We start from the raw sequence: 21,622 nt of genomic DNA, 5'->3' as shown, positions 1-21,622 counted from the left end.
CGAATATGGCGAATAATATGCCATGGACCGGATCGACCGCATGCGCCTTTTCATCCGCGTGGTGGAGCGCGGCAGCTTCACCGCTGCCGCCGCCGATATTGGCGTGCCACGCTCCACCGCGACCGAGGCAATCCGCGATCTGGAAGCCCATCTGGGCGTGCGGCTGCTGGAACGCACGACGCGCCACGTCGCGCCCACGCTGGACGGGCAGAGCTATTATCAGCGCTGCTTGGCCTGGCTGCTGGACCTGGACGAGGCCGAGGCCGGTTTCCGTGATGCGCGGCCGCGCGGCCTGTTAAGGGTGGATGCCAATAGCCAGCTCACGCGCAGCTTCCTGCTGCCGTATCTGCCCGGTTTTATGGCGCGCTATCCGCTGATCGACCTGCATCTGGGCCAGGGCGACCGGCTGATCGATCTGGTGCGGGAGGGCGTGGATTGCGTCATTCGTGCCGGCGAGCCGAGCGACAGCAGCCTGATCATCCGCCGTCTGGGGCTGATAAAGGAGGTAACGGTCGCAAGCCCTGCCTATCTGGCCGAGCACGGCATTCCACAAAGGCCGGGGGATCTGATGAAAGGTCATCGGATGGTCGGCTTCGTCTCCTCCCGCAATGCCGAGATTCTGCCGCTGGAATTTCTCATCGACGGCGCGTTGCGGACCATGCGCATTCCCAGCCGGATGACGGTGAATAATTCGGATACCATGGCCGACCTGGCGCGCTCCGGCTTCGGGCTGGTGCAGGCGCCGCGCTACCGCTTCGCAGCAGACCTCGCCAGCGGTGCGCTGATGGAGGTGCTGGCGGATTACCCGCCGTCACCGACGCCACTCTCCGCACTCTATCCGCAGAACCGCCAATTGGCGCCGCGCCTGCGGGTGTTTCTGGACTGGATCGCGGGGATTTTCGAGACGGCGGAGTTTTAGGAAAACGCCTGAGCAATGATGCGTCCGCAATCGGCAATCAGCCTATTGCTCGCGGCCATGGGTTGCGTCGTCTCCGTATAATAGACGGCCGCCAGAATGGGCGCGGCGCCGGGCGGATAGAGGATGCCGATATCGTTGCGCGTGCCGTAGGCGCCCGCGCCGGATTTGTCACCCACCCGCCAGCCTGCCGGCAGACCGGCCTTCAGCAGAGCGCCGTCGATCTGGCTCGCCAGGAGCCAGGCATTGAGTTGCGCACGCGACGGTTCTGTCAGCGCATCGTCCAGCAACACGGCGCGCAGGTCATTCACCATCGCCTGCGGCGTTGTCGTGTCACGCTTGTCGCCGGGAATGGCCGTGTTCAGCGTCGGCTCCGTCCGGTCCAGCCGCGACACCCGGTCGCCCAGCGAGCGCGCGAAGCGCGTCCAGCCCTGCGGGCCGCCGATCACCCCCAGCAGCAGATTGGCGGCCGTATTGTCGCTCCATTCCAGCGCGGCGGCGGAAAGCGCGCCGACCGTCATGAAGCCGGCACCGACGTTTTTGCGCGTCACCGGGGCATAGTCCAACAGATCGGCCTGCCCATAGGCAATCCGCTGATCGAGCGTGACGGCGCCCTTGTCCACGCCATGCAGCACCGCTGCCACCGTCAGCAGCTTATAGGTGCTGCACAGTGGGAAGCGTTCGCCCGCACGATAGGCGATGCTGCGGCCCGAGCCCGTATCGAGCCCGAAAACGCCCAGGCGTCCGCCGCTCTGTTTTTCCAATGCCGCGATATCGCCCGCGACCGTATCGGCATACGCCGGCGCCGCAGCCAATGCGGCGGCGCCGGCCAGCATCGCGCGGCGGGTGAGCGCCGACATCAGCGGACCAGAAACAGCACGGAGGCACCGAAGATGACGAGCGAGACGAAGAAGCTCATCACCGTGAAGCCCAGCACGCGCCGCATGCCGATGCCGGCAATGGCCAGCAGCGGCAGCGCCCAGAAAGGCTGGATCATATTGGCGACGCCCTCGCCGTAGCCCACGGCCTGGGCGGCGGCGGCCTGGCTGACATGAAGGGCGGCGGCGGCCGGCACGATGAAAGGGCCCTGCACGGCCCAATGGCCGCCGCCGCTCGGCACGAAAATGCTGATGATGATCGACGAGATAAAGGCCCAGAAGGGCAGCGTCATCGGCGTTGAAATGACAATGAACCATTTGGCGATGACGGCGGCCAGCCCTGTCGCCGTCATCATGCCCATGATGCCGCCATAGATGGGGTATTGCAGCAGCAGCGATCCCGTGACCCGTGCGGCGTTATTGACGGCATCGACATAGGCGATGGGCCGCCAATGCAGCAGCAGGCCAAGCGCCAGGAAAATCAGGATCAGCGTATTGATGTCGAGATGAAAGGTTCCGTGCGCCACCTGCATGCCGATATAGCCGAAGGCGGCCACGACCAGCGCCAGATTGAGGATCCAGGCGCGATCCATGACACCGCCGAACCCGATACTGACCGCGCGCGGTTTGGGCTTGTCCTCCTCCGCCAGCCGCGCCTGGTCGGCCGGCTGCCTATCGGCCTCTGCCGGTTCCATGCGGCTGAACAGCCAGGGCAGGACAATGAAGAGCAGGATGGACGGCACGAGGTTGAAGGGCGCTAGCAGGGACTGGCCGAGCGGCACCACCGCCCCGGTCAGCTTTTCGGTGATATTGAGCGGCGAGCCCGGTGTGGCCTGCGCCAGCGCGATGGAACTGGACAGGCCGGCCGGGAACATCAGAAAGCCGCTATAGGCGGCGGCCAGAAGCCAGGCGAAATCCAGCCGGTGGCGCTTGGCGATTTCGCGGGCGAAAACCGCCGAGGCAACAAGGCCGAAACCCCAGTTGAGCGTGACGGTGACAAGGCCCACGAAAACCGTCAGCGCCACGGCGCCGCGCGGCGTCTTCGGGATGGCGGCGATCCGCCGCAGCAGCGCGGCCACCGGCGGCGCACTGGTGAGCGCGTATCCCGTCACCAGGATCAGCACCATCTGGAAGGCAAAAGGGAATATCTGGAAAATGCCGCCATACCAGCCTGTCAGCACCTCCGGCAGCGTATGCTTGGGCGCGAAGACGAAGGCCAGAATGGCGGTCAGGATCGTCAGTAGAATGGCGAAGACGAAGGGTTCCGGCAGCAGCCGCTCGAACAGATAGACGAAGACCCCGGTCACCCTGGCAAGCGGCGAGGCTTTTCGCACGGAACTGGTCTTCATGGCGCGATTCGTTTCCCTGTTATCCGCCCTTCATGCCCTAATCGCGATGGGCTGGGGAGGCATCAGGGCCGTTACGTTGCGAAGGCAGGGTCTTCCCGGCCCAGCACCCGCTTGACGCTGTCCAGATGCAGGCGCGCGCTTTCGGCGTCGCCCTCGCGCATCTGAGCGGCCGTGCGCGCCGCGATATCGGCCGGCACCGGCACCAGACGGCGGCCGGTGGACAGGGCGAGCACCTGCACTTCCGCCGCGCGCTCCAGATAATAGAGATCGTCCCAGGCTTCCGCGATGGTGGGGCCCGTGACCATGACGCCGTGATTGCGCAGGAAGACGATGTCAGCGTCGCCCATGGAGGCCGCGATGCGGTCCCCTTCCGCCTCGTCCAGCGCCAGACCGTTATAGGCTTCGTCCACCGCCGTGCGGCCGTAGAATTTTAGCGCCGTCTGTCCGGCCCAGACGAAGGGTTCGCCTTCCACCATGCTCAGAGCGGTCGCATTCGGCATATGGGTGTGGAACGCCACCCGAGCGCGAGGTTTCAGCTTATGCAGGCGGGCATGGATGAAGAAGGCGGTCGCTTCCGGCTTGCCCTCGCCTTCCAGCACATTGCCGTGGAAGTCGCAGACCAGCAGGCTGGACGCGGTGACTTCCCGAAAAGCCAGCCCATAAGGATTGACGAGGAATAAGTCGTCCCGGCCCGGCACGAGGGCGGAGAAATGGTTGCAGATGCCCTCCTCCAATCCCAGTTTCGCGGCCATGCGGAAACAGGCGGCCAAGTCTATCCGCGCCTGGCGCAGCGCCGCGTGATCGATCTCGCCCAGGCTATTGGCCCCGGCCTGCTGGCCGGCGGTGGTGAATTCATGGGCCATGACGTGGCGATCCTCGAAGCTGCGTTGCTACGCCGGAGCTTGGCACCGGCCCACACGGCCCGGCAAGCTGCCCTCTGGCCGCCGCAAAGACATAAAAGTGTACACAGTTTGTCAAAAAAGATGGACAGGGCCGTGGATTCGCCTAGGCTCAGCCTGGGACGGTTACAAAGTTGCACGGCTCCATAAGGCATTTCATTGCAAGGAGCCCCTGACGATGACGGAGACTGGAAACGGGCGCAGCACGCGCCGGCTGGCGACTTCAGCCTATCCCTCTGACCGGCAGGGAGGTGGGCGATGAGTGTCGCGACGTCCCCCCAAGATATTCCGGCCGACTATTCCGATCGGCTTTATAATGACGATCTGGCCCCCCTCGCCCGCGACGGCGCGGCCGCCCCGCGCGACAAGACCCAGCATTGGACCTGGTACAATATCTTCGCCTTCTGGATGGCGGACGTGCACAGCGTCGGCGGCTATGTCTTCGCGGCTTCTCTGTTCGCGCTCGGCCTGACCGGCTGGCAGGTGTTGATCTGCCTTCTCGTCGGCATTTCCATCGTCCAGTTCTTCGCCAATCTGCTCGGCAAGGCTGGGCAAAATGCCGGCGTGCCTTATGCCGTGGTGGCGCGCATTTCCTTCGGCGTCTATGGCGCGAATATCGCCGCCATCATCCGGGGGCTGATCGCCGTCGTCTGGTACGGCATCCAGACCTATCTCGCCTCCGGCGCGCTCAACATCGTGCTGCTGAAATTCTTCCCCAGCCTCGCCAGCCTGAGCCATTCCAGCTTCGCGGGATTGGACGGCATGGGCTGGCTGAGCTTCCTGCTTGTCTGGGTTTTGCAGGCCGTCGTCTTCTGGAGCGGCATGGAAAGCATCAAGCGCTTCATCGACTGGGCCGGACCGGCCGTCTATGCCGTGATGATCGCGCTGGCCCTTTGGATCGTCGAGGTCGCGGGCATGGGCAATATCAGCTTCGATCTGTCCGCCACCCATCTGCATGGCGGCGCGGTGGTGTGGCAGATGATCGTCGCCACCGCCCTGGTCGCCGGCTATTTCGCCGGTCCGACATTGAACTTCGCCGACTTCGCACGCTACTGCCGCAGCTATAAGGACGTGAAGCGCGGCAATCTGTGGGGCCTGCCGGTCAATTTCCTGTTTTTCTCCATCATCACCGTCGTCGTCGTCTCGGGCACCATTCCGGTTTTCGGCAAGATGATCACCGATCCCGTCATCACGGTCGGCCGCATCGGCAATACCGCCGTCGCGTTGCTGGGCGCCTTCACCTTTGTCACGGCCACCATCGGCATCAATATCGTGGCGAATTTCGTCTCCCCGGCTTTCGACTTCTCCAATGTCTGGCCCAGCCGCATCAGCTTCCGCATGGGCGGCATGCTGGCCGCCATCGGCGCCGTCTTCATCACGCCCTGGAACCTGTTCAGTGACCCGGCCGCCATCCACTACACGGTCGATCTTCTGGCCGCCGCCATCGGGCCGCTGTATGGCATCCTGCTCGCCGACTATTATCTGGTGAAGATGCAAAAGGTGGATGTGCCGGCTTTATTCAGCGACCAGCCCGGCGACACCTATTGGTATAAAGGCGGCGTCAATCCCGTGGCGGTGATGGCGGTGGTGCCATCGACGCTTCTGGCCATCGCGCTGAATTTCATCCCCGGGCAGATCGCCACCTTCTCCCTCTTCATCGGCGGCATCATCGCGGCGCTGATCTATACGGCGATTTCCAAAATGCGGCTCGTTTGACGCCTGACGCCTGACGGGCCGGCATTGGCCAAATCAAACCTTGCCTGGCGCCACGCTTCCGACCGGGAGCGTGGCGTTTTCACGTCGATTTCTTCGTATTGTCACCAGGGCCATCCGGCCAGTGACTCGATTATTGTTATGGCATGAAGAACCGCCGAGCCGATACCGCAGCCAAACTCCCGGCGGGATGCGATTTCGTTGCCATATCAAAATCTGCAACGAATCATCGGGATGTTCCGGCTGCCCATCGCCCCTGCCCGCGTGGCGCGCGGCGGCGCGGCCAAGGCAAGCAAAACAAGACGCTAAGCGCCTCTGTTACATCGATTTTTATCTTTTTTTTGGATCAAATCTATGAGACAAGCTCTTTCATCTGCCGGCGCGATCCTTGCCTCGTCCAGAGGTGAGTTGCGAAGACATTTTAAGATCTCGCCCGATATCTTATCCCGTTTAGACCAGGTCAACTTAAGTGCGCATTTTGCAAGTCGGCGGCAAGCCGTTTCGTCGTGCTGATGATCAGACGGAACTCGCCCGGCGCGGGGTCACCCGCGTGCTGGCGCAGGCGCATCAAGACCCGTTCATATGCCTGTCTGAAACGCCCTTCGACGCCGTTTTCATAGACCTCGACGACGAGGTCTATGAGGGCAAGACGCTGATCGGCCGCATTCGCCGCGCCAGGATTGAACTCCCTGTCTTTGCCTTTACGCAAACCAATGACCTACGCTTCAAGATAGGCATCCTCGATTTCGGGGCCGATGACGTGGTCACCGTGCTTTGCCCGATAGACGAATTGCTGGCGCGCGTGCGCGCCGTGCTGCGCCGGACGGAACGCCACATGAGCTCGACTCTGGCCTATGGCCCGGTTGAAGTCGACATGGCGCAGCGTGCCATTACGGTGAATGGCGAAGCCCTGCATCTGAGCCCGAATGAATATCAGCTTCTGGAACTGCTGGTGCGCAAGCATGGGCTGCCGCTCAATCGCGAGGCCTGCCTCGCCTATCTTTATGCCGGTAGAGACGCGCCCGAGATCAAGGCGATCGATGTGCTGATTTGCCGCTTGCGCAAGAAGCTGGCGGACCGTGGCGCGGGCTATCTGATCAAGAACGTCTGGGGCCACGGCTTCAAACTTGACCTTCAGCCGCCCTCCGAGCGGCGGCGCGACGACGCGCCGAGCGACGTGCGCAAGCGCGCCCGGCATGACGCGGCTGAGTTGGTCTCAGCTTGAATTCATGGTCGGGTAGCAGGCCTTCACGACCAAGGCCAGCTTGCTCAATTTGGACGGCAGGACATTGGCGATCCAACTGGAATCGGTGATCGTCACCTGGCTGTAGCTACCGCTCGCGCCATTGCAGGTGGTCGCGCTCGTGACAGCGACATTGGATGCGGTAATGACATTTTTATACAGACGGGTATTGGCGAGACTGACCGCATAGGCCGGCCCGTTTCCGGCAGGGCAGGCGGTTTCGCCGATAGCCAGACAGCGCGCCGTTCCAAAAGCGACGACCTGCAAGCCGGATTGAATCCAGCAGATCGTACCGATGCTGAATGTTCCCGCGAAAATGACAAAGGCCAAAGGCCAGGCCATGGCGAATTCCACGGCCGCGACGCCTGCCTTGCTGCGCTTGATCCCGATCATTGTACCTGTACCGTCGCGGTTTCCGTCAAAGCCGTCTTCACCACCGCGCTGAAGGCCGGCATCAAAGGCGTATAGGTATATTTGGCGGTGATCGTCTGATATTCCCCTGCCGTGCCGCCGCTGGTGCAGGTGCTGCCGGAAGAAGATGCCTTCAGCGTGGCCGGCGTGCCGGAGGCGCATTCATAGGCCAACGCGGATACCGTAGTCGTCACCCCCGTCAGGCCGGAACTATCGGTCACCAGGGTTTGCAGCGTGGCGGCGGTGGCAGACCCTTTGGTCGCGATGGCCTCGCTCGCGGCATTGCTGACACCGGTCGCCAGCAGCATCTTGCTGCGCATCTCCAGACTAAGGTCGGTGATGCCGCCCATCATGATCATCAGCAGTGGCAGGCAGAGTGCAAACTCAACCGCCGCGACGCCGCTGCGACGCCTGTCATACAGAGCGCCGCTCATTGGACTAAAGATACCGTCGGCACGGCCGGCACGCTACCAAAGGACAAAGCGCCATTGTTGCAATCGCCGTCCAGATTGGCATTGCCGCTGATCGTCACCTCGGCGGCGATCAGTTCCATGCAGGATGATTGTGCGTTCACCCCACCATTGCCGCTTTCGGTATAGCCGCTATTCGGCAGATAGATGACGCCTGAAGTCGAGGCTGAGTAATTGCCCGACACGCTTTCGCCACCGGTGCCATTATCGGCGATGAGAATGCCGGGAATGCCACCGCTGACATTGCTGGTCGGCGCGGTGACGTTGAAATTGATATTACCGGACATCTGGATGGCGCCGCCTGAGACGATGGTCACACCCGTGCCGTTGATGGCGGAATTGCCTGATACGGTGATGCCGCCGGTAACAAGATAGAGACCGGCAGCCAGCGTAAGATTGGAGGTGATGGTCAGGCTGGAATAGGTGCCTGGCGACAGGCTGCCGCCACCGGAAAAGGCGCTACCGGTCGCCGTCGCCAGCTTGGTGAAGGCACCGCTGGAGCCGTAGAGAGCGCTGTCGGATGCGTAAGGGTCGCTGATCTGACCGTCATTCGGATATTCGGTGCCGTTGATGTTGACGTTACCGCTGGTCGTGATGGTCTTGTCGGCATAGATGCCGCTGGCGACCACATCCCCATTGCCGCTCATCGCGATGGCGTTGTTGGACCGCATAGAACAGTCATTCAGCGTCAGGTTGAAATTGCCGCTGAGCGTGATGTCATTGGTCAAGGATACAAGGCAAGGCTGCGCGCCGCTGGCGGTGCCGGCCACGACCTCGGCAATGGCCGTGTTACTGGCGGTATAGGTCAGCTTGCCGTTGACGGGATAAGCGAAGAGCGCCGGCAAGGATTTCGTCAGCGTCACGGAGACCGCGACATCGCTGGTGTTTTTGATGCCCTTCACCACCGCCGCCGTTATCAGATTGTCCGTCAAGGTCAGGCTAGTATCGCTCCAACTGCGGGCCGAAGTGCTGGGCGCTGTCGCGACTTCCGCCAGATCGGCGGCCGCATTGGCATAGGCGCAATCCAGCTTGTTACTGGCGCTGGCGCAACTGCTCGGAACGCCCGTCGCGCTGCTGGCGGCGCGAAGACCGCCGGCATAGGCCGAGATATCGGCCGCGCGCTGCAACTCGATCTGCGTCAGGCTCAACTGCGCTTCATCCAGACCAAGCGCGATGATCAGCAGTGTCGGTGTCAGGATCAGTGCCACCCATACCGCAACCGCGCCACGCCGGTTCAAGGCGCGAACAGATTTTCGGCGAATCATGATGGCGTTTGAGAGGGAACTATGATCGAAGACATGCCGATCCGATTTTATCCAATCCGTGAACCGCTTTATGGCGAATAGGCCTGTCATCGTCGAGATGAAGTTTTTCCGAAACACGTCAACGCGTCTGTCACTTGCTCTGCTGCCGTTTCTTCTTTGCGCCCAGGCCCCGGCACGTGCCGCAGATGCCCTGCCAAGAACCTGCCTGGACGCCGCCGCCGACGCAGAAAAACGCTTTGGCATCCCGCTCGGTCTGCTGTCCGCAATCGGTGAGATCGAAAGCGGCCGAACCGCACCATCCGGAAAGGTTGAGCCCTGGCCTTGGACAATCGATGCCAATGGCAATAGCCTGTATCTGCCCAATCTGCCCGCCGCCGTAAAGGCCCTATCGGCTTTGCAGGCGCAAGGCACGCCGATGATCGATGTCGGCTGTTTCCAGGTTGACCTGACCTATCACCCGCTGGCCTTCGCGACAGCGGATGCCGCCTTCGACCCGGATGCGAATGCGACGGCGGCGGCGCGCTTTCTGTCCGATCTCCATCAGCGCCTTGGATCCTGGCCGGCGGCGGTCATGAGTTATCACTCGGCGTCACCGGCTTTCGGCATTCCCTATCGCGACCGCGTGCTGGCGCGCTGGGGTGGCGCCCCCCTGGACACAGACAATGACGGCGCGATTCAGGGCGGCGGAATTGAAGCGGAAGTTCTCGTTCTGCTGCCCGCGACCTCTCCTTTGCCGCATGTCATTCTGCCGGACAGCGGCAGCGGCACGCGCTGAAGCGTTACTTATAAAAGGGTACCGCAATCGCAAACACTAAACTCACGGAACCGTGAGTTTAGTGTTAAAATCTGAGTTCTAGCTGAAAATACTAATTCAAAAGGCTGAGGTTTTCATGACAGGTTTAGGATAAAATTACCCCGGCTTTCGCGTTAACCCATTGATACTCTGGTGTTTCCTATTTCAGGGCGTACGTCCTTTCGCACAAAATCGGTTCGCTGAAATTGTTTTGAAAATCTTTTGCCGCTTCTAGTGCGAAGTCCCTCAGGATGGAGAAGATTTCGCGACTATCGACGCAGATTTCATGCTGATATTGCAACTTTTTCACCGAGGCGAATTTCGACACCCATCGCCCGTAATCCGATATTGGAGAATCTCATGACCAATCTTCTGGCCGTCACGACCTATTGCACCAACGCGATTGCGGCCCTGAAGTCCGACAAGCGCGGCGTCACCGCCGTGGAATACGCGCTGATCGCCGGCCTGATCGCCGCCGTCATCGCCGTCGGCGTCGCCGCGCTTGGCAAAACCGTCGACGGCATCTTCACCAGCGTGAACACCGCTATGTAAAAGTCTGTTGCGGCACTCTACGGAGTGCCGCAACACCTTTCAGGATATCGGAGCCGATTTGCAGCCTTATCTTTCGCTTTATTGGGCTGGCTTTGGCGCGCCCGCGCTCATCGGCGGTGCCATTCTGCTGCTCGTCATGGCATCGCTTTGCGATATCGCCGTTCGGATCATTCCAGACGGTATCTGCATCGCCTTGGTCGCGATCGGTCTCGTGCTGCGCATTGTCCAGGGCCACGCCGCTGTCGCTCTGCTGGCGGCCGCGATCGTCTTTCTCTGCGCCATGGTCTGCTATCTGCGCGGATGGATGGGTGGCGGCGACGTCAAACTGATCAGCGCCTCCGTGCTGCTGCTGCCGGCGGCCGCCATCACAACTTATATCGCCCTCGTCGGACTGGCGGGCGGTATTCTCGCACTTGTCTATATCGCGCTGCGCCGGCTTGTGCCAAAACCGGGGCCTCGGCCCACCGGATTGCTAGCGCGCATCTGGCGGACAGAGCGTTTCCGTATCCGCCGTGGCGGTCCCCTTCCCTATGGCGTCGGCATCGCATCCGGTGCGATTCTCACGTTGTTGATTAGCCCTGCATGATCGTCCGTCTGTTCCTGTTTGCCATCATGGCTATCGGCCTTGCCGGTTTTGGTGCCGTCGCCTGGGTCTCTGCGCATCCGCCGAAAGCCGCCACCCACAAGGTCGTGCCGCGCACCGTCGCGGTCATCGCGCTGGCGCATGACGTGCGGGCTGGCACGCTGCTGAAATCGGACGATCTTGAGGCCAAGACATTTCCCACCACCGATGTGCCGACGGACGCGACACCCGACAGCGCGGATGCCCGGCGCGATCTGATCGGCGGCATGATCCGCCGCTCGCTTGCGAAGGACGATGTCATCCTGCCGGCAGACGTCATGCGGCCAGGCGATCACGGCTTTCTGGCCGCCGTGCTGCAACCGGGCATGCGGGCCGTGACCATCGGCGTCGATGCCGTCAGCGGTACCGCAGGGCTGATCTGGCCGGGCGACCGTGTCGACGTCATCATGACGCAGTCGATCGACGATTCCTCCGTCCCGCTCGGGCGGCGCGTATCGGCGGAAGCCGTGCTCAGCAACGTGCGCGTCATCGCGATCGACCAGGAACTGGTGCAGGGCGCGGCACCGGGCGCACCTTCCACCAATACCTCCACGGCGCGCACCGTGACGTTGGAAGTGACTGAAACCGGTGTCGAGCGCGTGCAATTGGCAGCACGCATCGGCCAACTGTCGCTGGCGGTCTGCTCGGCCGATGCCGGCACGGCACTATCGAAAAATAGCGGCCGAACGATTTGGGCGCAGGACGTCTCGCAGGCCATGGCCGACCTGCCCTCGGCGAAATCCCAGACGGCGGCCGTTCACGTCTTTCAAGGCTCTGACGAACAGGATTTCCATTTCTGATGCTGCGGAACGCCTGTCTGGCGATCATCATCGCCGCTGCCCTCTTCGCCTCCCATGCAGCCGTGGCGGCAGCGCCGCCAGGCATCGCGCTGACCATCGGCACAGGCAAAATCATCACGCTGCGCGGCAATGCCGCGAATATCTTCGTCGCCAATCCAAAGGTCGCCGAGGTGAAGCCCGCCAGCGCCAATAGCCTGTTCGTCTTCGGCATCGCCCCCGGTGAAACGACAATCGCGGCAACAGGCGCGGATGGCCGTTCTCTCGGCAGTTACAACGTCACCGTGCAGCCTTCCAGCTTCTCGGCGGACGAGGCGGAAGCCGCCATCAATGCCGTTCTGCCCGGTCTGGACCTGAAGGTTCACGCGGAGCCGAATGGCCTGAGCCTGACCGGCCAGGTGCAGACGCCGGAACAGCATGCCACCGCCGTGCGCTTGGCCAATGGCTTTTTGGATAGCAAGCAGAGCCTGCTGGACGAAGTGACCGTTGCCATGTCGACGCAGGTGACCTTGCAGGTGCGCATTGCCGAAATTGACCGCTCCGTGACGCGGGAACTGGGCGCGAACTGGGCAGCGGTCGCCTCCATCGGCAGTTCCGCTTTGACCTTCGCCGTCTCCAATCCCATCACCGACACGGCCGCCGGCGCGGCATCGCTAGCCGCCCCCAGCGTCAGCGCCGTCATAGAGGCACTGGCAGAGGATAATCTGGCGAAAATCCTGGCCGAGCCGACGCTGACGGTGATGAGCGGACAGGCCGCCAGCTTCGAAGTCGGCGGCCAATATCCCATACCAGTGGCCGAGCAAAACGGCACCGTGACCATTGATTTCAAAAGCTACGGTGTCAGCCTAAAGTTCCTGCCGACGGTCCTTTCCTCCGGGCGCATCAATCTGCATGTTCAGCCCGAAGTCAGCGAATTGACCACCCAAGGCGCAATTACATTGACCGTTGATAATTCCGCCATCCAGATTCCGGCGCTGCTGGTGCGGCAGGCAGAGACCACGGTGGAGCTTGGCAGCGGACAGAGCTTTGCCATTGCCGGCCTGCTTGAAACCAATGAGACGCATGACACGACCGGCGTCCCGATCCTGGGCGATATTCCCTATGTCGGCGCCCTGTTTCGATCCAACAACCTGGTGCGGGAAGAGAAGGAACTCGTCATCCTGATCACGCCCTATATCGTGCGCCCCGTCGACAACCCTGCTGCATTGAATTCGCTGGATGCCGATTCGCCGCCGCCTTCCGATCTGGAGCGGCTGTTGCAGTTGCGTCAGGTGGCTGACGGCCAGCCCAAAGTGCCGATGCAGATCCCGGGCAGCGCCGGGTTCATCGTGCAATGACCGGGACAATGCCAAGCCTGCGCATTCTGCTCTGCCTTGGACTGGCGGCGCTTGGCTGCGCCGGTTGTGCCATGACCGATCCTTATCAGCGTGACGGCATGTGGCAGCCGACTGGCGCCATTCCGGCCAATATCGCTGTCATGGTCGCCGATCCCAATGACCTGATCGCGGGCCATGGCGAAAGCACGCCGACGCATTACGACAGCACGATACCCATCGATCGGATTATGGCCGACAAGCCGAAAGGTCTGGACGGCTCAACCGGTAGCAGCAGTGGCAGCGGCACCGGCAATAATGCCGCATCCGCCCTGGCCGATCTCAGCGCCGCACTCGGTGGGGGCAATTGATGTCGCGCGGGCAAAGCTCGTCCACCGTTGCCATGGCGGCCGGAACCGACGCCGCCAGCGACGTCAACCGTCCGGACCGCCCGGCCGCCATGGCCTTCGTGCTCGATGCCGCAAGCGAAAGCGCCTTGCGTGATGGCTTCGCCGATGCGCTGATCGAGCCGATGGAAATCCGGCGCGGTGGCCTGCGGGCCGCAATCGCCGTGCAGCAGAAGGCGGTGACGCCGCGCCTGCTCATCGTAGACATCACCGGCGAAGACGAGCCGCTGATGGCGCTGACGCAGCTGTCCGAGGTGGTGGAGCCCGATACCTGCGTGCTGGTCATCGGCGATTCCAGCGACCTCACATTGTACCGCGAAATCACGCGCGGTCTTGGCGTCGCGGAATATCTGGCCAAGCCTTTGACCCGCGATGTGGTGGCGCAGCATTTCGTGCCCATGGCCGCCGGACAGGCGGCGGCCGCCAAGCGCGGCGGACGTTTCGTGACGATTACCGGTGCGCGCGGCGGTGTGGGCGCCAGCGTCGTCGCCGCCAATCTGGCCTGGCATCTGGGCATGACCTTGCGGCGTCATACGGTGTTGCTGGACGCCGATCTCTATCTCGGCACGGCGGCGCTCATGCTCGATATCGAGCCGAGCCCGGGTCTGCGTGCCGCGCTGGAAGCGCCAGAGCGTATCGACACCCTGCTGGCCGAACGCGCCGCCGTACCCGTCTCTCCGCGCCTGCATGTGCTAGCGGCGCAGGAAAAGCTGGCGCAGGAAATCGCCTATGCCACCGGTGCCGCGCCGCAACTGCTGGAAGCCCTCGCTCGGCGCTATAATTTCATCATCGGCGACGTCCGCTGGCAGCCCCATGCCTTCGGGCGTGAGCTTCTGGCGGCGTCCGGTCATCGCGTCATCGTGCTGACGCCGACGCTGAGTTCGGTGCGCGATGCGCTGCGCCTGATGCCGGGCAGCACCGGGCAGCAGCGCGCGACCCTGGTTCTGAACCGGCTCGGTATGCCTGGCGGCCTGAAACGTCAGCAGGTGGAGGATGCCCTGAAGACGGCCATCGACGTCACCATCCCAGACCTGCCGCGCCAGATCGGCCATGCTGTGACCATGGGACAGCCCGCGAGCACGCAAAGCAGCGCCTTCCGCTCCGCTATCGAGGAACTGGCCAATCAGCTCGGGGCTACGGCCAGCCAGACAAGCAGCGGATCGAAGTCGCGGTTTGGCGGCCTGCGGCAGTTGCTCGGCAAGCCCCGATGAGCGGCACGGCCGTCCGTCCGGCTTTCGGGCGTCGCCCGACCATGGCCGAGGCGATGGCCTTGCCGGCAGTCATCGCGGCGGAAGCGGCCCCCGCGCAGGCTATCCCCGTCCATAGCGCGCCGGCGGCCATCATCGCGGAATTGCGCACGCTGTGCCTGGGCCGGCTGGACCCGGCCGCCGTGGCGGCCGTGGCGCCGGAGCGTTTGCAGACCGAGGTGGAACGGCTGATCGGTGAAATCGCGACCGACCGGCGTATTCAGCTCAATGCGCGCGAGCAGCGGCAGCTTGCAGGCGATCTTGTGAATGACATGCTGGGCCTGGGACCGCTGGAGCCTCTGCTGGCCGACGATACGATTGCCGATATCATGGTCAACGGCCCGGACCGCATCTTTATCGAGCGCCTGGGCAAGGTCTATCAGGCGAATGTGCGCTTTCGCGATACCGAGCATCTGGCGGGCATTTGCCAGCGCATCGCAACGGCCGTCGGCCGGCGCGTGGATGAATCGAGCCCCATGGTGGATGCGCGCCTTCAGGACGGCAGCCGCGTTAATATCGTCTTCACGCCGCTGGCGCTGGACGGGCCCTATATCTCCATCCGTAAATTCCGTAAACGGACGATCAATTTCGACGATCTGGTCGGCTTCGGCACCATGACGCAGCAGGTCGCCAGCATCCTCAAGCTTGCGGCCTCGGCACGCTTCAACGTCGTCATTTCCGGCGGCACCGGGTCCGGCAAGACCACCATGATGAATGCCATGTCACAGCTCATCGACCCCGGCGAGCGCGTGGTAACGGTGGAAGACGCGGCGGAACTGCAATTGCAGCAGCCGCATGTCGTGCGCCTGGAAACGCGGCCGCCCAATCTGGAAGGCAAGGGCGAAGTGACGCAGCGCGATCTGGTGCGCAACGCCCTGCGTATGCGGCCCGACCGCATCATCATCGGTGAAGTGCGCGCCGGCGAAGCCTTCGACATGCTGCAAGCGATGAATACCGGCCATGACGGCAGCATGTCGACGATCCATGCCAATACAACCCGCGATGCGCTCACCCGTATCGAGAACATGGTGCAGATGGGCAATATGGGTCTGCCCTCCTTCGCCATCCGCACGCAGATCGTCGGCGCCGTGAACCTGATCGTGCAGGTCGGCCGCCAGCGCGATGGCGGGCGGCGCGTGCAGCAGGTGACAGAGGTCTGCGGCATGGAAGGCGACGTCGTCATCATGAACGACATCTTCAAGCTGGAGATATTGGGCGAAGGCCCCGACGGACGTTTCCGCACCCGCTATGCGGTCTCGCGTGACCGGCCGGCGGCCCATTCCCGGCTTGCCTATTTCAATCTCGACCAGGCCTGGATGGACGCCCTGGATTCGGAATGAGCCCCGGCCTTCTGCACATCCTGCTTCTGCTTGCTCTGCTGGTCCTGATGGGACTGGGCGGCATGGGCCTTCTGATTTCGAGCGGGCAAAAGCAGAAGGCCTTGCTGGACGCGCGCATCGATCGCGCGACACGCATAACGGCGCCGCGAAAGGTGGTGGCGGCGGCACCGGTCGCGCTCGCAGCGGTTCGATCCGATCGCACCATCTTCAGCCGGGCCCTGATGATTTTCGGCTGCGATTATGCGGAACGCGGAATCTATCGTCTGCCCTGGTGGGTCGTTCTGTTGGTGACGCTTCTCGTCGCGCGCATCGCGACCATGATCTGCGCCGTGCTGCTGGGCAAACTCGCCTGGATCGTTCTGCCGCCGATTTGGCTGATTGGCAGTCGCACCCTCTTCGGACAATGGCGTGACAAGCATCGCGACATCATGTTCCGCCAGTTTCCGGACGCCCTGGCGATGATCATCCGCGCGGTGCGCGTCGGCGTACCGGTACCGGAAGCCATGCGCATCGTCGCCCGTGAGGCGCAGGAGCCGACACGGGCGGAATTCCTGCGTCTGTCGGAAGATATCGCCATCGGCACGCCGCTGGACGTCGCCCTGCGCGCCAGCGCGGCCCGCACGGCCCTGCCCGAATACGGTTTCTTTGCCGCGACGCTGAGTTTGCAGGCGCAGGCCGGCGGTGGCCTTTCGGAATCGCTGGAACTGCTGGCCGACACCATTCGCAAACGCGTCGCGCTTAAGGCGCGCGGCTTTGCGCTGACGTCGGAAAGCCGCAGCAGCACCATGGTTCTAGGCTCGATGCCCTTTCTCATGACCATCCTGCTTTTTTTCGTCAATCCGAGTTATATCCTGGTATTGTTCATAACCCATACCGGGCAGAAGCTTCTTGTGGTCGGCATCTTGCTCCTGACTGTCGCCCTGTTCATCATGCGGAATATGATCAAGGGTGCGCTGAAATGAGCGCGGTTTTGTCATGACCCCACAACTCATTCTGATCTTCGGCTTCATCCTGATTGTCATGGCCGCCGTCGCGGCGGGTATTCTGATGATCTCGACGCGCCGCCAAAACCAGTTCAATCGCCGGCTGCGTCTGGTGCGCGGCGAATGGGGCCAGGAGAAGGGGCAAGCTGAGGCGAGTGGGCCTAATCTGGTCGGGCTGGTCAGCGCGTTCGGCCGTGGCATTCAGCGCAGCGGCTTGCTGTCACCCAAAACCCTCAAGCAATTCGAGGAGGGCCTTGCCTTGGCCGGGCTGCGCCAGGGCAATGCGCTCGGCCTTTTCATCGGCGCGAAGATTCTTCTGGTCATCGCCTGCCCGCTTCTGGTCATCGCTTTGACCCATGAAATCACGCTGCCGCGCCTGGTCTCCCATATCGCGCCTTTCATCGCGGCGATTATCGGCCTGCTGCTACCCGACAAAGCGGTTGATTCGGTGCGTTCGGCCTATCGGACCAAGCTGGAACTCGGCGTGCCGGATGCGCTGGACCTGATGGTAATCTGCACCCAGGCCGGGCTGGGTCTGGTGCCGACCATGCAGCGGGTTGCGAATGAAATCGGCTTCGCCCATCCCACGGTGTCCCGCGAATTCAGCCAGACCGTCAGCGAGTTGCAAATCGCCGTGAATAGTGCGACGGCGCTCACCGCGCTCGGGGAACGGACGGGATTGGACAGCCTCAAACGTGTCGCGACGACGCTTATCCAGTCCGTGCAATATGGCACGCCCATGGGAGAGGCGCTGCGGGCGCTCGGCATCGAAATGCGGCAGGAAGCCTTGACGCGTTTTGAGGAACGCGCCGCCAGGCTGCCGGTTTTGCTGACTTTGCCGATGATCGTGTTGATCTTACCGTGCATTTTTATCGTCGTGGCCGGACCGGCAGCGCTGAACCTGATGAAGGCCTTCCACCACTAATGGCTCTATTGTCCCCCTATCACACTGCCTCGGCGCTTTTGCTTGGCCTCGGCCTGCTCGCCGGTTGCACCGCCCCGCAGCCGGGCACGCAACTGCCCGGGCTGAATGTCGGCCAAGCCGCGCTGGACAGCGGTGCGCCGCAGATCGCGCTGCGCATCAGCACGGTGAAGCTGGCGCAATCGCCCAACGACATCGATGCGCTGGTGATGCAGGGCGAAGCCTATTCCGAGACGGGCCTGCCGGAAAACGCGCTGATCGACTTCAACAAGGCCCTGGCTCTGGCGCCGGACTCAATTCCCGCCCGCCTCGGCCTCGGCCGCCTGGCACTGGCCACCGATCCGCTGAAGGCGGAAACGCTGTTCCTGGCTGTGGTGACGGAACAGCCGCGCAATGTGGCGGCGCTGAACGACCTCGGCATCGCCCGCGACCTGCAAGGCCATCATGCGGAAGCGCAGAAAGCCTATGCGCTCGCTTTGGGCGTGGCGCCCGACGCCCGCGCGCCCATGGTCAATCTGGCGTTGTCCATGGCGCTGTCGGGCCAGGCGAGCCAGGCGCGCAACCTTCTCGCGCCTTTGGCAGCAGCGTCGGACGCGACGCCGCGCGTTCGGCAGGATTACGCGCTGGCCAGCGAGTTGACCGGCGATCACGCCACTGCCACGCAGGTTTTGCAGTCGGACATGTCGCCGAGCCAGGCCCAGGCTGCGCTCTCGGGCTATGACGCGCTGGTGGCGCCTTAACCATTCCGCCGGAACTATTTTCCACCGGAACTATTCCACCGGACTGGCGCTCCGCACGAAATCGATAAAGGCCCGCAAGGGCGGCGGCACCAGCCGCCGGCCGGAATAATACAGGAACGGCCCTGAGAAAGACGGCCACCAGTCTTCCAGCAGCGGCACCAGCCGCCCGGCCTGAAAATGCGGCCGCAGCCAATCCTCGAACAGATAGACGAGACCGAGGCCGCCGAGGGCTGCATCCACCGCAAGCTCGGTCGCCGGGCCGATGGTCACCAGCAGCGGGCCTGTCGGGTCCACCGCCAGCGTTTCGCCGTCGCGCTCGAATTCCCAGACATCGGCCGAGCCGCTGGGGAAACGGCCACGCATGCAGGCATGGTTGAGCAGATCGCGGGGATGCTGCGGCACGCCCCGCGCCGCCAGATAGTCCGGCGCGGCGCCAAGCGCATAGCGCTGCCGGCGCGGGCCGATGGGCAGCGCGATCATGTCCTGCTCCAGCCGCTCGTCATAGCGGATGCCGGCGTCGCAGCCGGCCGCCAGGATATCGACGAAGCTCTCCTCCGCCGTGATTTCCAGCCGGATATCCGGATAGGCTTTGAGAAAGGGCGGGATCAGCGCCGGCAGCACCAGCCTTGCCGCGCTGACCGGCACGTTCAGGCGCAGCGTACCGGCCGGATGTCCGGCGGCACTCTGCGCGGCCTCCACCGCTGCCTCGACCTCGCTCAGGGCGGGCGCCAGACGGGCCACCAGCCGCTCGCCCGCCTCCGTCAAGGCCAGGCTGCGGGTGCTGCGGTGAAGCAGGCGCAGGCCGAGCCTGGTTTCCAGCCGGCTGACGGCCTCGCTCAGGCCCGAGGGGCTAAGGCCCAGGCCACGGGCGGCCTGGCGAAAACCACCGGCGCGGGCGACCGCCAGAAAGAGGGAAAGTTCGTTGAGATCAGCCGCCATTGTTCGCCTATGTGAACAGGGTGTGCGCTTTATCGGCGGTTATCGCGCGGCCAAACAGTCCCTAAATCCTGTCCCAGGAACGAAGAGGAGAGCGACCATGGCGACAATCAAGGACGTTGGAACCTATGTGCTGGGAGACCGCCCGGTTCGCCGTATGGGCTATGGCGCGATGCAATTGGCCGGCCCCGGCGTTTTCGGGCCGCCGCGCGACCGCGCGGAAGCCATTGCCGTGCTGCGCGAGGCAGTGGAATCCGGCGTCGACCATATCGATACGTCGGATTTCTACGGGCCGCATGTGACGAATGAAATCATCCGCGAGGCGCTGCATCCCTATCCTCAGGATCTCGTCATCGTCACCAAGGTCTCGGCCCGCCGCGACGAGAAGGGCGGCTGGCTGCCCGCCATGTCGCCGCCGGAGCTGCGCACGGCGGTCGAAGACAATCTGCGCAATCTTGGGCTGGAACAGCTGGAGGTCGTCAATCTCCGCAGCATGCATTCGATCCACGGGCCGGCGGAAGGCCCGCTGGAAGAGCAGATGACCGCCCTGGCGGACATGCAGCGCGAGGGCAAGATCAAGCATATCGGCCTCAGCAATGTCACCCGCAAGCAGGTTGAGGACGGGCAGAAGATCGCCCCCATCGTCTGCGTGCAGAATGCCTTCAACCTCGCCCATCGTGAGGATGAGACGCTGGTCCATTGGCTGGCGGATGAAGGCATTCCCTATGTGCCCTTCTTCCCGCTGGGTGGCTTTTCGCCGCTGCAATCGAGCATTCTGTCGGAAGTGGCCGAGCATGCGGGCGCGACACCGTTGCAGGTGGCGCTGGCCTGGCTGCTACAGCGCTCGCCCAATATCCTGCTCATCCCCGGCACCAGTTCGCGGGCGCACTTGCGTGAAAATCTGGAAGCGACGCAGATCCATCTTTCGGAAGGCGCGATGGCCAAGCTGGAACTGCTGGAGCAGAAGGGCATCGGCCATTGATGCGCCAAAGCACCTAGGCAGCCTATGTCCTGCTGAACCCACTGTCACGCGCGGCCGGCCGCGCGTGACAGTTGCGTGGCGAAAATCGGCCTCTGCTCCGGCACGGCTTTGCGACGCGGGCGATAGAGACTAGCCTGCCGCCTCCAAACGGAGCGCGATCATGGCCTTCTCACTCTACGATGCATCCATCCCGATGATGGTACGCATGCTGCAAAACCTATCCATCATTCTGGACAAGGCCGCCGCCCATGCGGCGGCACAGGATATTGACCCGGCGACGATGATCGAAGCCCGGCTGGCGCCCGATATGTTCAATCTTGCGCGTCAGGTGCAAAGCGCGGCCGACGCCGCCAAGGCCTGCGCGGCGCGGCTCAGCGGTGAAACGCCGCCCAGCCACGCCGATACCGAAACCACCTTCGACGAACTCAAGGCCCGCATTGCGAAAGTCATCGCCTATGCGGAAAGTTTTACGCCCGAGCAGATCAATGCCAGCGAAAACCGCAGCATCACCATTCCGACACGCGGCGAACCACATGTCTTCAAAAACGGCGGCGATTACCTGACGCAATTCGCCATCCCCAATTTCTTCTTCCATGTCACCACGGCCTATGGCCTGTTGCGGCATCAAGGCGTCGAAATCGGCAAGATGACCTATCTCGCGGGTGTCTAGAACCTGCCATCTTTTGACCGAAGCAACCGCACTACCCGCGCTTGCCTGACCAAGCTCGGGTAGCGCGGTTGCAGAAACACTAGATTCTGTCAGATTTTGATTGAAACAGCGTCATACCCGCGAAAGCGGGTATCTTCTTGCTTTGGCGTTACAACCAGGAGAAGATGCCCGCTT

The 21,622-nt window shown here is 62.9% G+C and carries 23 protein-coding genes; 16 read left to right on the top strand and 7 right to left on the bottom strand.

All coding sequences use genetic code 11. The features are described 5' to 3' along the window. Positions 1 to 40 precede the first annotated feature (40 nt). The gene (locus ASILVAE211_RS12070) at positions 41 to 919 is read left to right on the top strand and encodes a LysR family transcriptional regulator (RefSeq protein ID WP_319799561.1); all 879 of its coding nucleotides are present in this window, start codon (positions 41 to 43) and stop codon (positions 917 to 919) included. Here ASILVAE211_RS12070 and bla read toward each other — a convergent pair. The 3 genes from bla to ASILVAE211_RS12055 all read right to left on the bottom strand — a co-directional run bounded on the left by bla (position 916) and on the right by ASILVAE211_RS12055 (position 4,006). Beyond that, positions 916 to 1,776, bottom strand: a complete 861-nt coding sequence (gene bla, locus ASILVAE211_RS12065; RefSeq protein WP_227321556.1) for a class A beta-lactamase — start codon at positions 1,774 to 1,776, stop codon at positions 916 to 918. The two genes, ASILVAE211_RS12070 and bla, sit on opposite strands and share 4 nt — an antisense overlap. Continuing rightward, positions 1,776 to 3,143, bottom strand: a complete 1,368-nt coding sequence (locus ASILVAE211_RS12060) for a short-chain fatty acid transporter (protein ID WP_227321555.1) — start codon at positions 3,141 to 3,143, stop codon at positions 1,776 to 1,778. The genes bla and ASILVAE211_RS12060 overlap by 1 nt, the downstream gene beginning before the upstream one ends. A gap of 71 nt (positions 3,144 to 3,214) precedes the next feature. After that, complete coding sequence (locus ASILVAE211_RS12055; RefSeq protein ID WP_227321554.1) at positions 3,215 to 4,006, bottom strand: aldolase; 792 nt, start codon at positions 4,004 to 4,006, stop codon at positions 3,215 to 3,217. Between the two features lie 294 nt (positions 4,007 to 4,300). Here ASILVAE211_RS12055 and ASILVAE211_RS12050 point away from each other — a divergent pair, with 294 nt between their 5' ends. After that, positions 4,301 to 5,758, top strand: coding sequence for an NCS1 family nucleobase:cation symporter-1 (locus tag ASILVAE211_RS12050; protein WP_227321553.1), 1,458 nt, complete (start codon positions 4,301 to 4,303; stop codon positions 5,756 to 5,758). Positions 5,759 to 6,224: 466 nt separating this feature from the next. Then, on the top strand, positions 6,225 to 6,980 hold the full coding sequence (locus ASILVAE211_RS12045; protein ID WP_227321552.1) for a winged helix-turn-helix domain-containing protein: 756 nt from the start codon (positions 6,225 to 6,227) through the stop codon (positions 6,978 to 6,980). Here ASILVAE211_RS12045 and ASILVAE211_RS12040 read toward each other — a convergent pair. Genes ASILVAE211_RS12040 through ASILVAE211_RS12030 form a run of 3 tightly spaced genes read right to left on the bottom strand, consistent with a single transcriptional unit; the run spans position 6,972 to position 9,117 of the window. After that, the gene (locus ASILVAE211_RS12040) at positions 6,972 to 7,391 is read right to left on the bottom strand and encodes a TadE/TadG family type IV pilus assembly protein (protein WP_227321551.1); all 420 of its coding nucleotides are present in this window, start codon (positions 7,389 to 7,391) and stop codon (positions 6,972 to 6,974) included. The genes ASILVAE211_RS12045 and ASILVAE211_RS12040 overlap by 9 nt on opposite strands. Then, complete coding sequence (locus tag ASILVAE211_RS12035) at positions 7,388 to 7,843, bottom strand: TadE/TadG family type IV pilus assembly protein (protein ID WP_227321550.1); 456 nt, start codon at positions 7,841 to 7,843, stop codon at positions 7,388 to 7,390. The genes ASILVAE211_RS12040 and ASILVAE211_RS12035 overlap by 4 nt, the downstream gene beginning before the upstream one ends. Continuing rightward, entirely contained in the window at positions 7,840 to 9,117 is a 1,278-nt protein-coding gene (locus ASILVAE211_RS12030; protein WP_227321549.1) for a pilus assembly protein TadG-related protein, read from the bottom strand. The genes ASILVAE211_RS12035 and ASILVAE211_RS12030 overlap by 4 nt, the downstream gene beginning before the upstream one ends. A 97-nt stretch (positions 9,118 to 9,214) precedes the next feature. Here ASILVAE211_RS12030 and ASILVAE211_RS12025 point away from each other — a divergent pair, with 97 nt between their 5' ends. From ASILVAE211_RS12025 to ASILVAE211_RS11975, 11 genes are all read left to right on the top strand, one after another. Further along, on the top strand, positions 9,215 to 9,919 hold the full coding sequence (locus tag ASILVAE211_RS12025) for a transglycosylase SLT domain-containing protein (protein WP_227321548.1): 705 nt from the start codon (positions 9,215 to 9,217) through the stop codon (positions 9,917 to 9,919). Between the two features lie 378 nt (positions 9,920 to 10,297). Beyond that, a complete protein-coding gene (locus ASILVAE211_RS12020) occupies positions 10,298 to 10,489 on the top strand; it encodes a Flp family type IVb pilin (protein WP_227321547.1) in 192 nt (63 codons plus the stop codon). Between the two features lie 58 nt (positions 10,490 to 10,547). After that, positions 10,548 to 11,075, top strand: coding sequence for an A24 family peptidase (locus ASILVAE211_RS12015; RefSeq protein WP_227321546.1), 528 nt, complete (start codon positions 10,548 to 10,550; stop codon positions 11,073 to 11,075). After that, positions 11,072 to 11,911 (top strand): Flp pilus assembly protein CpaB, encoded by an 840-nt coding sequence (gene cpaB / locus ASILVAE211_RS12010; RefSeq protein ID WP_227321545.1) that lies wholly within the window; start codon positions 11,072 to 11,074, stop codon positions 11,909 to 11,911. The genes ASILVAE211_RS12015 and cpaB overlap by 4 nt, the downstream gene beginning before the upstream one ends. Then, positions 11,911 to 13,245, top strand: coding sequence for a type II and III secretion system protein family protein (locus ASILVAE211_RS12005; protein WP_227321544.1), 1,335 nt, complete (start codon positions 11,911 to 11,913; stop codon positions 13,243 to 13,245). Before cpaB ends, ASILVAE211_RS12005 begins: the two co-directional genes overlap by 1 nt. Before the next feature lie 8 nt (positions 13,246 to 13,253). Next, a complete protein-coding gene (locus tag ASILVAE211_RS12000; protein WP_227321543.1) occupies positions 13,254 to 13,592 on the top strand; it encodes a hypothetical protein in 339 nt (112 codons plus the stop codon). Further along, positions 13,592 to 14,839, top strand: a complete 1,248-nt coding sequence (locus tag ASILVAE211_RS11995) for an AAA family ATPase (protein WP_227321542.1) — start codon at positions 13,592 to 13,594, stop codon at positions 14,837 to 14,839. The genes ASILVAE211_RS12000 and ASILVAE211_RS11995 overlap by 1 nt, the downstream gene beginning before the upstream one ends. Further along, complete coding sequence (locus tag ASILVAE211_RS11990; RefSeq protein ID WP_227321541.1) at positions 14,836 to 16,215, top strand: CpaF family protein; 1,380 nt, start codon at positions 14,836 to 14,838, stop codon at positions 16,213 to 16,215. The genes ASILVAE211_RS11995 and ASILVAE211_RS11990 overlap by 4 nt, the downstream gene beginning before the upstream one ends. Beyond that, entirely contained in the window at positions 16,212 to 17,177 is a 966-nt protein-coding gene (locus ASILVAE211_RS11985) for a type II secretion system F family protein (protein ID WP_227321540.1), read from the top strand. Before ASILVAE211_RS11990 ends, ASILVAE211_RS11985 begins: the two co-directional genes overlap by 4 nt. 13 nt (positions 17,178 to 17,190) lie before the next feature. After that, a complete protein-coding gene (locus ASILVAE211_RS11980; protein WP_227321539.1) occupies positions 17,191 to 18,123 on the top strand; it encodes a type II secretion system F family protein in 933 nt (310 codons plus the stop codon). Continuing rightward, on the top strand, positions 18,123 to 18,860 hold the full coding sequence (locus ASILVAE211_RS11975; protein WP_227321538.1) for a tetratricopeptide repeat protein: 738 nt from the start codon (positions 18,123 to 18,125) through the stop codon (positions 18,858 to 18,860). The genes ASILVAE211_RS11980 and ASILVAE211_RS11975 overlap by 1 nt, the downstream gene beginning before the upstream one ends. Positions 18,861 to 18,890: 30 nt before the next feature. On the opposite strand, the gene ASILVAE211_RS11970 is transcribed toward ASILVAE211_RS11975, so the two are convergent. Then, positions 18,891 to 19,799 (bottom strand): LysR family transcriptional regulator, encoded by a 909-nt coding sequence (locus ASILVAE211_RS11970; RefSeq protein ID WP_227321537.1) that lies wholly within the window; start codon positions 19,797 to 19,799, stop codon positions 18,891 to 18,893. A gap of 97 nt (positions 19,800 to 19,896) precedes the next feature. Between ASILVAE211_RS11970 and ASILVAE211_RS11965 the strand changes: the two genes are divergently transcribed. Both ASILVAE211_RS11965 and ASILVAE211_RS11960 read left to right on the top strand, forming a co-directional pair. Further along, positions 19,897 to 20,778: an aldo/keto reductase family oxidoreductase gene (locus ASILVAE211_RS11965; protein ID WP_227321536.1), complete on the top strand. Its 882-nt coding sequence runs from the start codon at positions 19,897 to 19,899 to the stop codon at positions 20,776 to 20,778. A gap of 160 nt (positions 20,779 to 20,938) precedes the next feature. Next, on the top strand, positions 20,939 to 21,448 hold the full coding sequence (locus tag ASILVAE211_RS11960) for a DUF1993 domain-containing protein (protein WP_227321535.1): 510 nt from the start codon (positions 20,939 to 20,941) through the stop codon (positions 21,446 to 21,448). The last annotated feature ends 174 nt before the right edge of the window (positions 21,449 to 21,622 follow it).

Origin of the sequence: Acidisoma silvae (assembly GCF_020618775.1) — a bacterium.
Classification (GTDB): domain Bacteria; phylum Pseudomonadota; class Alphaproteobacteria; order Acetobacterales; family Acetobacteraceae; genus Acidisoma; species Acidisoma silvae.
This window is presented reverse-complemented; position numbering and strand designations above follow the sequence as displayed.

Excerpts from the sequence above, each read along its gene's own strand:
- ASILVAE211_RS12070 (WP_319799561.1), top strand. The coding sequence starts at position 41 with ATGCGCCTTTTCATCCGCGTGGTGGAGCGCGGCAGCTTCACCGCTGCC.
- bla (WP_227321556.1), bottom strand. The coding sequence starts at position 1,776 with ATGTCGGCGCTCACCCGCCGCGCGATGCTGGCCGGCGCCGCCGCATTG.
- ASILVAE211_RS12060 (WP_227321555.1), bottom strand. The coding sequence starts at position 3,143 with ATGAAGACCAGTTCCGTGCGAAAAGCCTCGCCGCTTGCCAGGGTGACC.
- ASILVAE211_RS12055 (WP_227321554.1), bottom strand. The coding sequence starts at position 4,006 with ATGGCCCATGAATTCACCACCGCCGGCCAGCAGGCCGGGGCCAATAGC.
- ASILVAE211_RS12050 (WP_227321553.1), top strand. The coding sequence starts at position 4,301 with ATGAGTGTCGCGACGTCCCCCCAAGATATTCCGGCCGACTATTCCGAT.
- ASILVAE211_RS12040 (WP_227321551.1), bottom strand. The coding sequence starts at position 7,391 with ATGATCGGGATCAAGCGCAGCAAGGCAGGCGTCGCGGCCGTGGAATTC.
- ASILVAE211_RS12035 (WP_227321550.1), bottom strand. The coding sequence starts at position 7,843 with ATGAGCGGCGCTCTGTATGACAGGCGTCGCAGCGGCGTCGCGGCGGTT.
- ASILVAE211_RS12025 (WP_227321548.1), top strand. The coding sequence starts at position 9,215 with ATGGCGAATAGGCCTGTCATCGTCGAGATGAAGTTTTTCCGAAACACG.
- ASILVAE211_RS12020 (WP_227321547.1), top strand. The coding sequence starts at position 10,298 with ATGACCAATCTTCTGGCCGTCACGACCTATTGCACCAACGCGATTGCG.
- cpaB (WP_227321545.1), top strand. The coding sequence starts at position 11,072 with ATGATCGTCCGTCTGTTCCTGTTTGCCATCATGGCTATCGGCCTTGCC.
- ASILVAE211_RS12005 (WP_227321544.1), top strand. The coding sequence starts at position 11,911 with ATGCTGCGGAACGCCTGTCTGGCGATCATCATCGCCGCTGCCCTCTTC.
- ASILVAE211_RS12000 (WP_227321543.1), top strand. The coding sequence starts at position 13,254 with ATGCCAAGCCTGCGCATTCTGCTCTGCCTTGGACTGGCGGCGCTTGGC.
- ASILVAE211_RS11995 (WP_227321542.1), top strand. The coding sequence starts at position 13,592 with ATGTCGCGCGGGCAAAGCTCGTCCACCGTTGCCATGGCGGCCGGAACC.
- ASILVAE211_RS11990 (WP_227321541.1), top strand. The coding sequence starts at position 14,836 with ATGAGCGGCACGGCCGTCCGTCCGGCTTTCGGGCGTCGCCCGACCATG.
- ASILVAE211_RS11985 (WP_227321540.1), top strand. The coding sequence starts at position 16,212 with ATGAGCCCCGGCCTTCTGCACATCCTGCTTCTGCTTGCTCTGCTGGTC.
- ASILVAE211_RS11980 (WP_227321539.1), top strand. The coding sequence starts at position 17,191 with ATGACCCCACAACTCATTCTGATCTTCGGCTTCATCCTGATTGTCATG.
- ASILVAE211_RS11975 (WP_227321538.1), top strand. The coding sequence starts at position 18,123 with ATGGCTCTATTGTCCCCCTATCACACTGCCTCGGCGCTTTTGCTTGGC.
- ASILVAE211_RS11970 (WP_227321537.1), bottom strand. The coding sequence starts at position 19,799 with ATGGCGGCTGATCTCAACGAACTTTCCCTCTTTCTGGCGGTCGCCCGC.
- ASILVAE211_RS11965 (WP_227321536.1), top strand. The coding sequence starts at position 19,897 with ATGGCGACAATCAAGGACGTTGGAACCTATGTGCTGGGAGACCGCCCG.
- ASILVAE211_RS11960 (WP_227321535.1), top strand. The coding sequence starts at position 20,939 with ATGGCCTTCTCACTCTACGATGCATCCATCCCGATGATGGTACGCATG.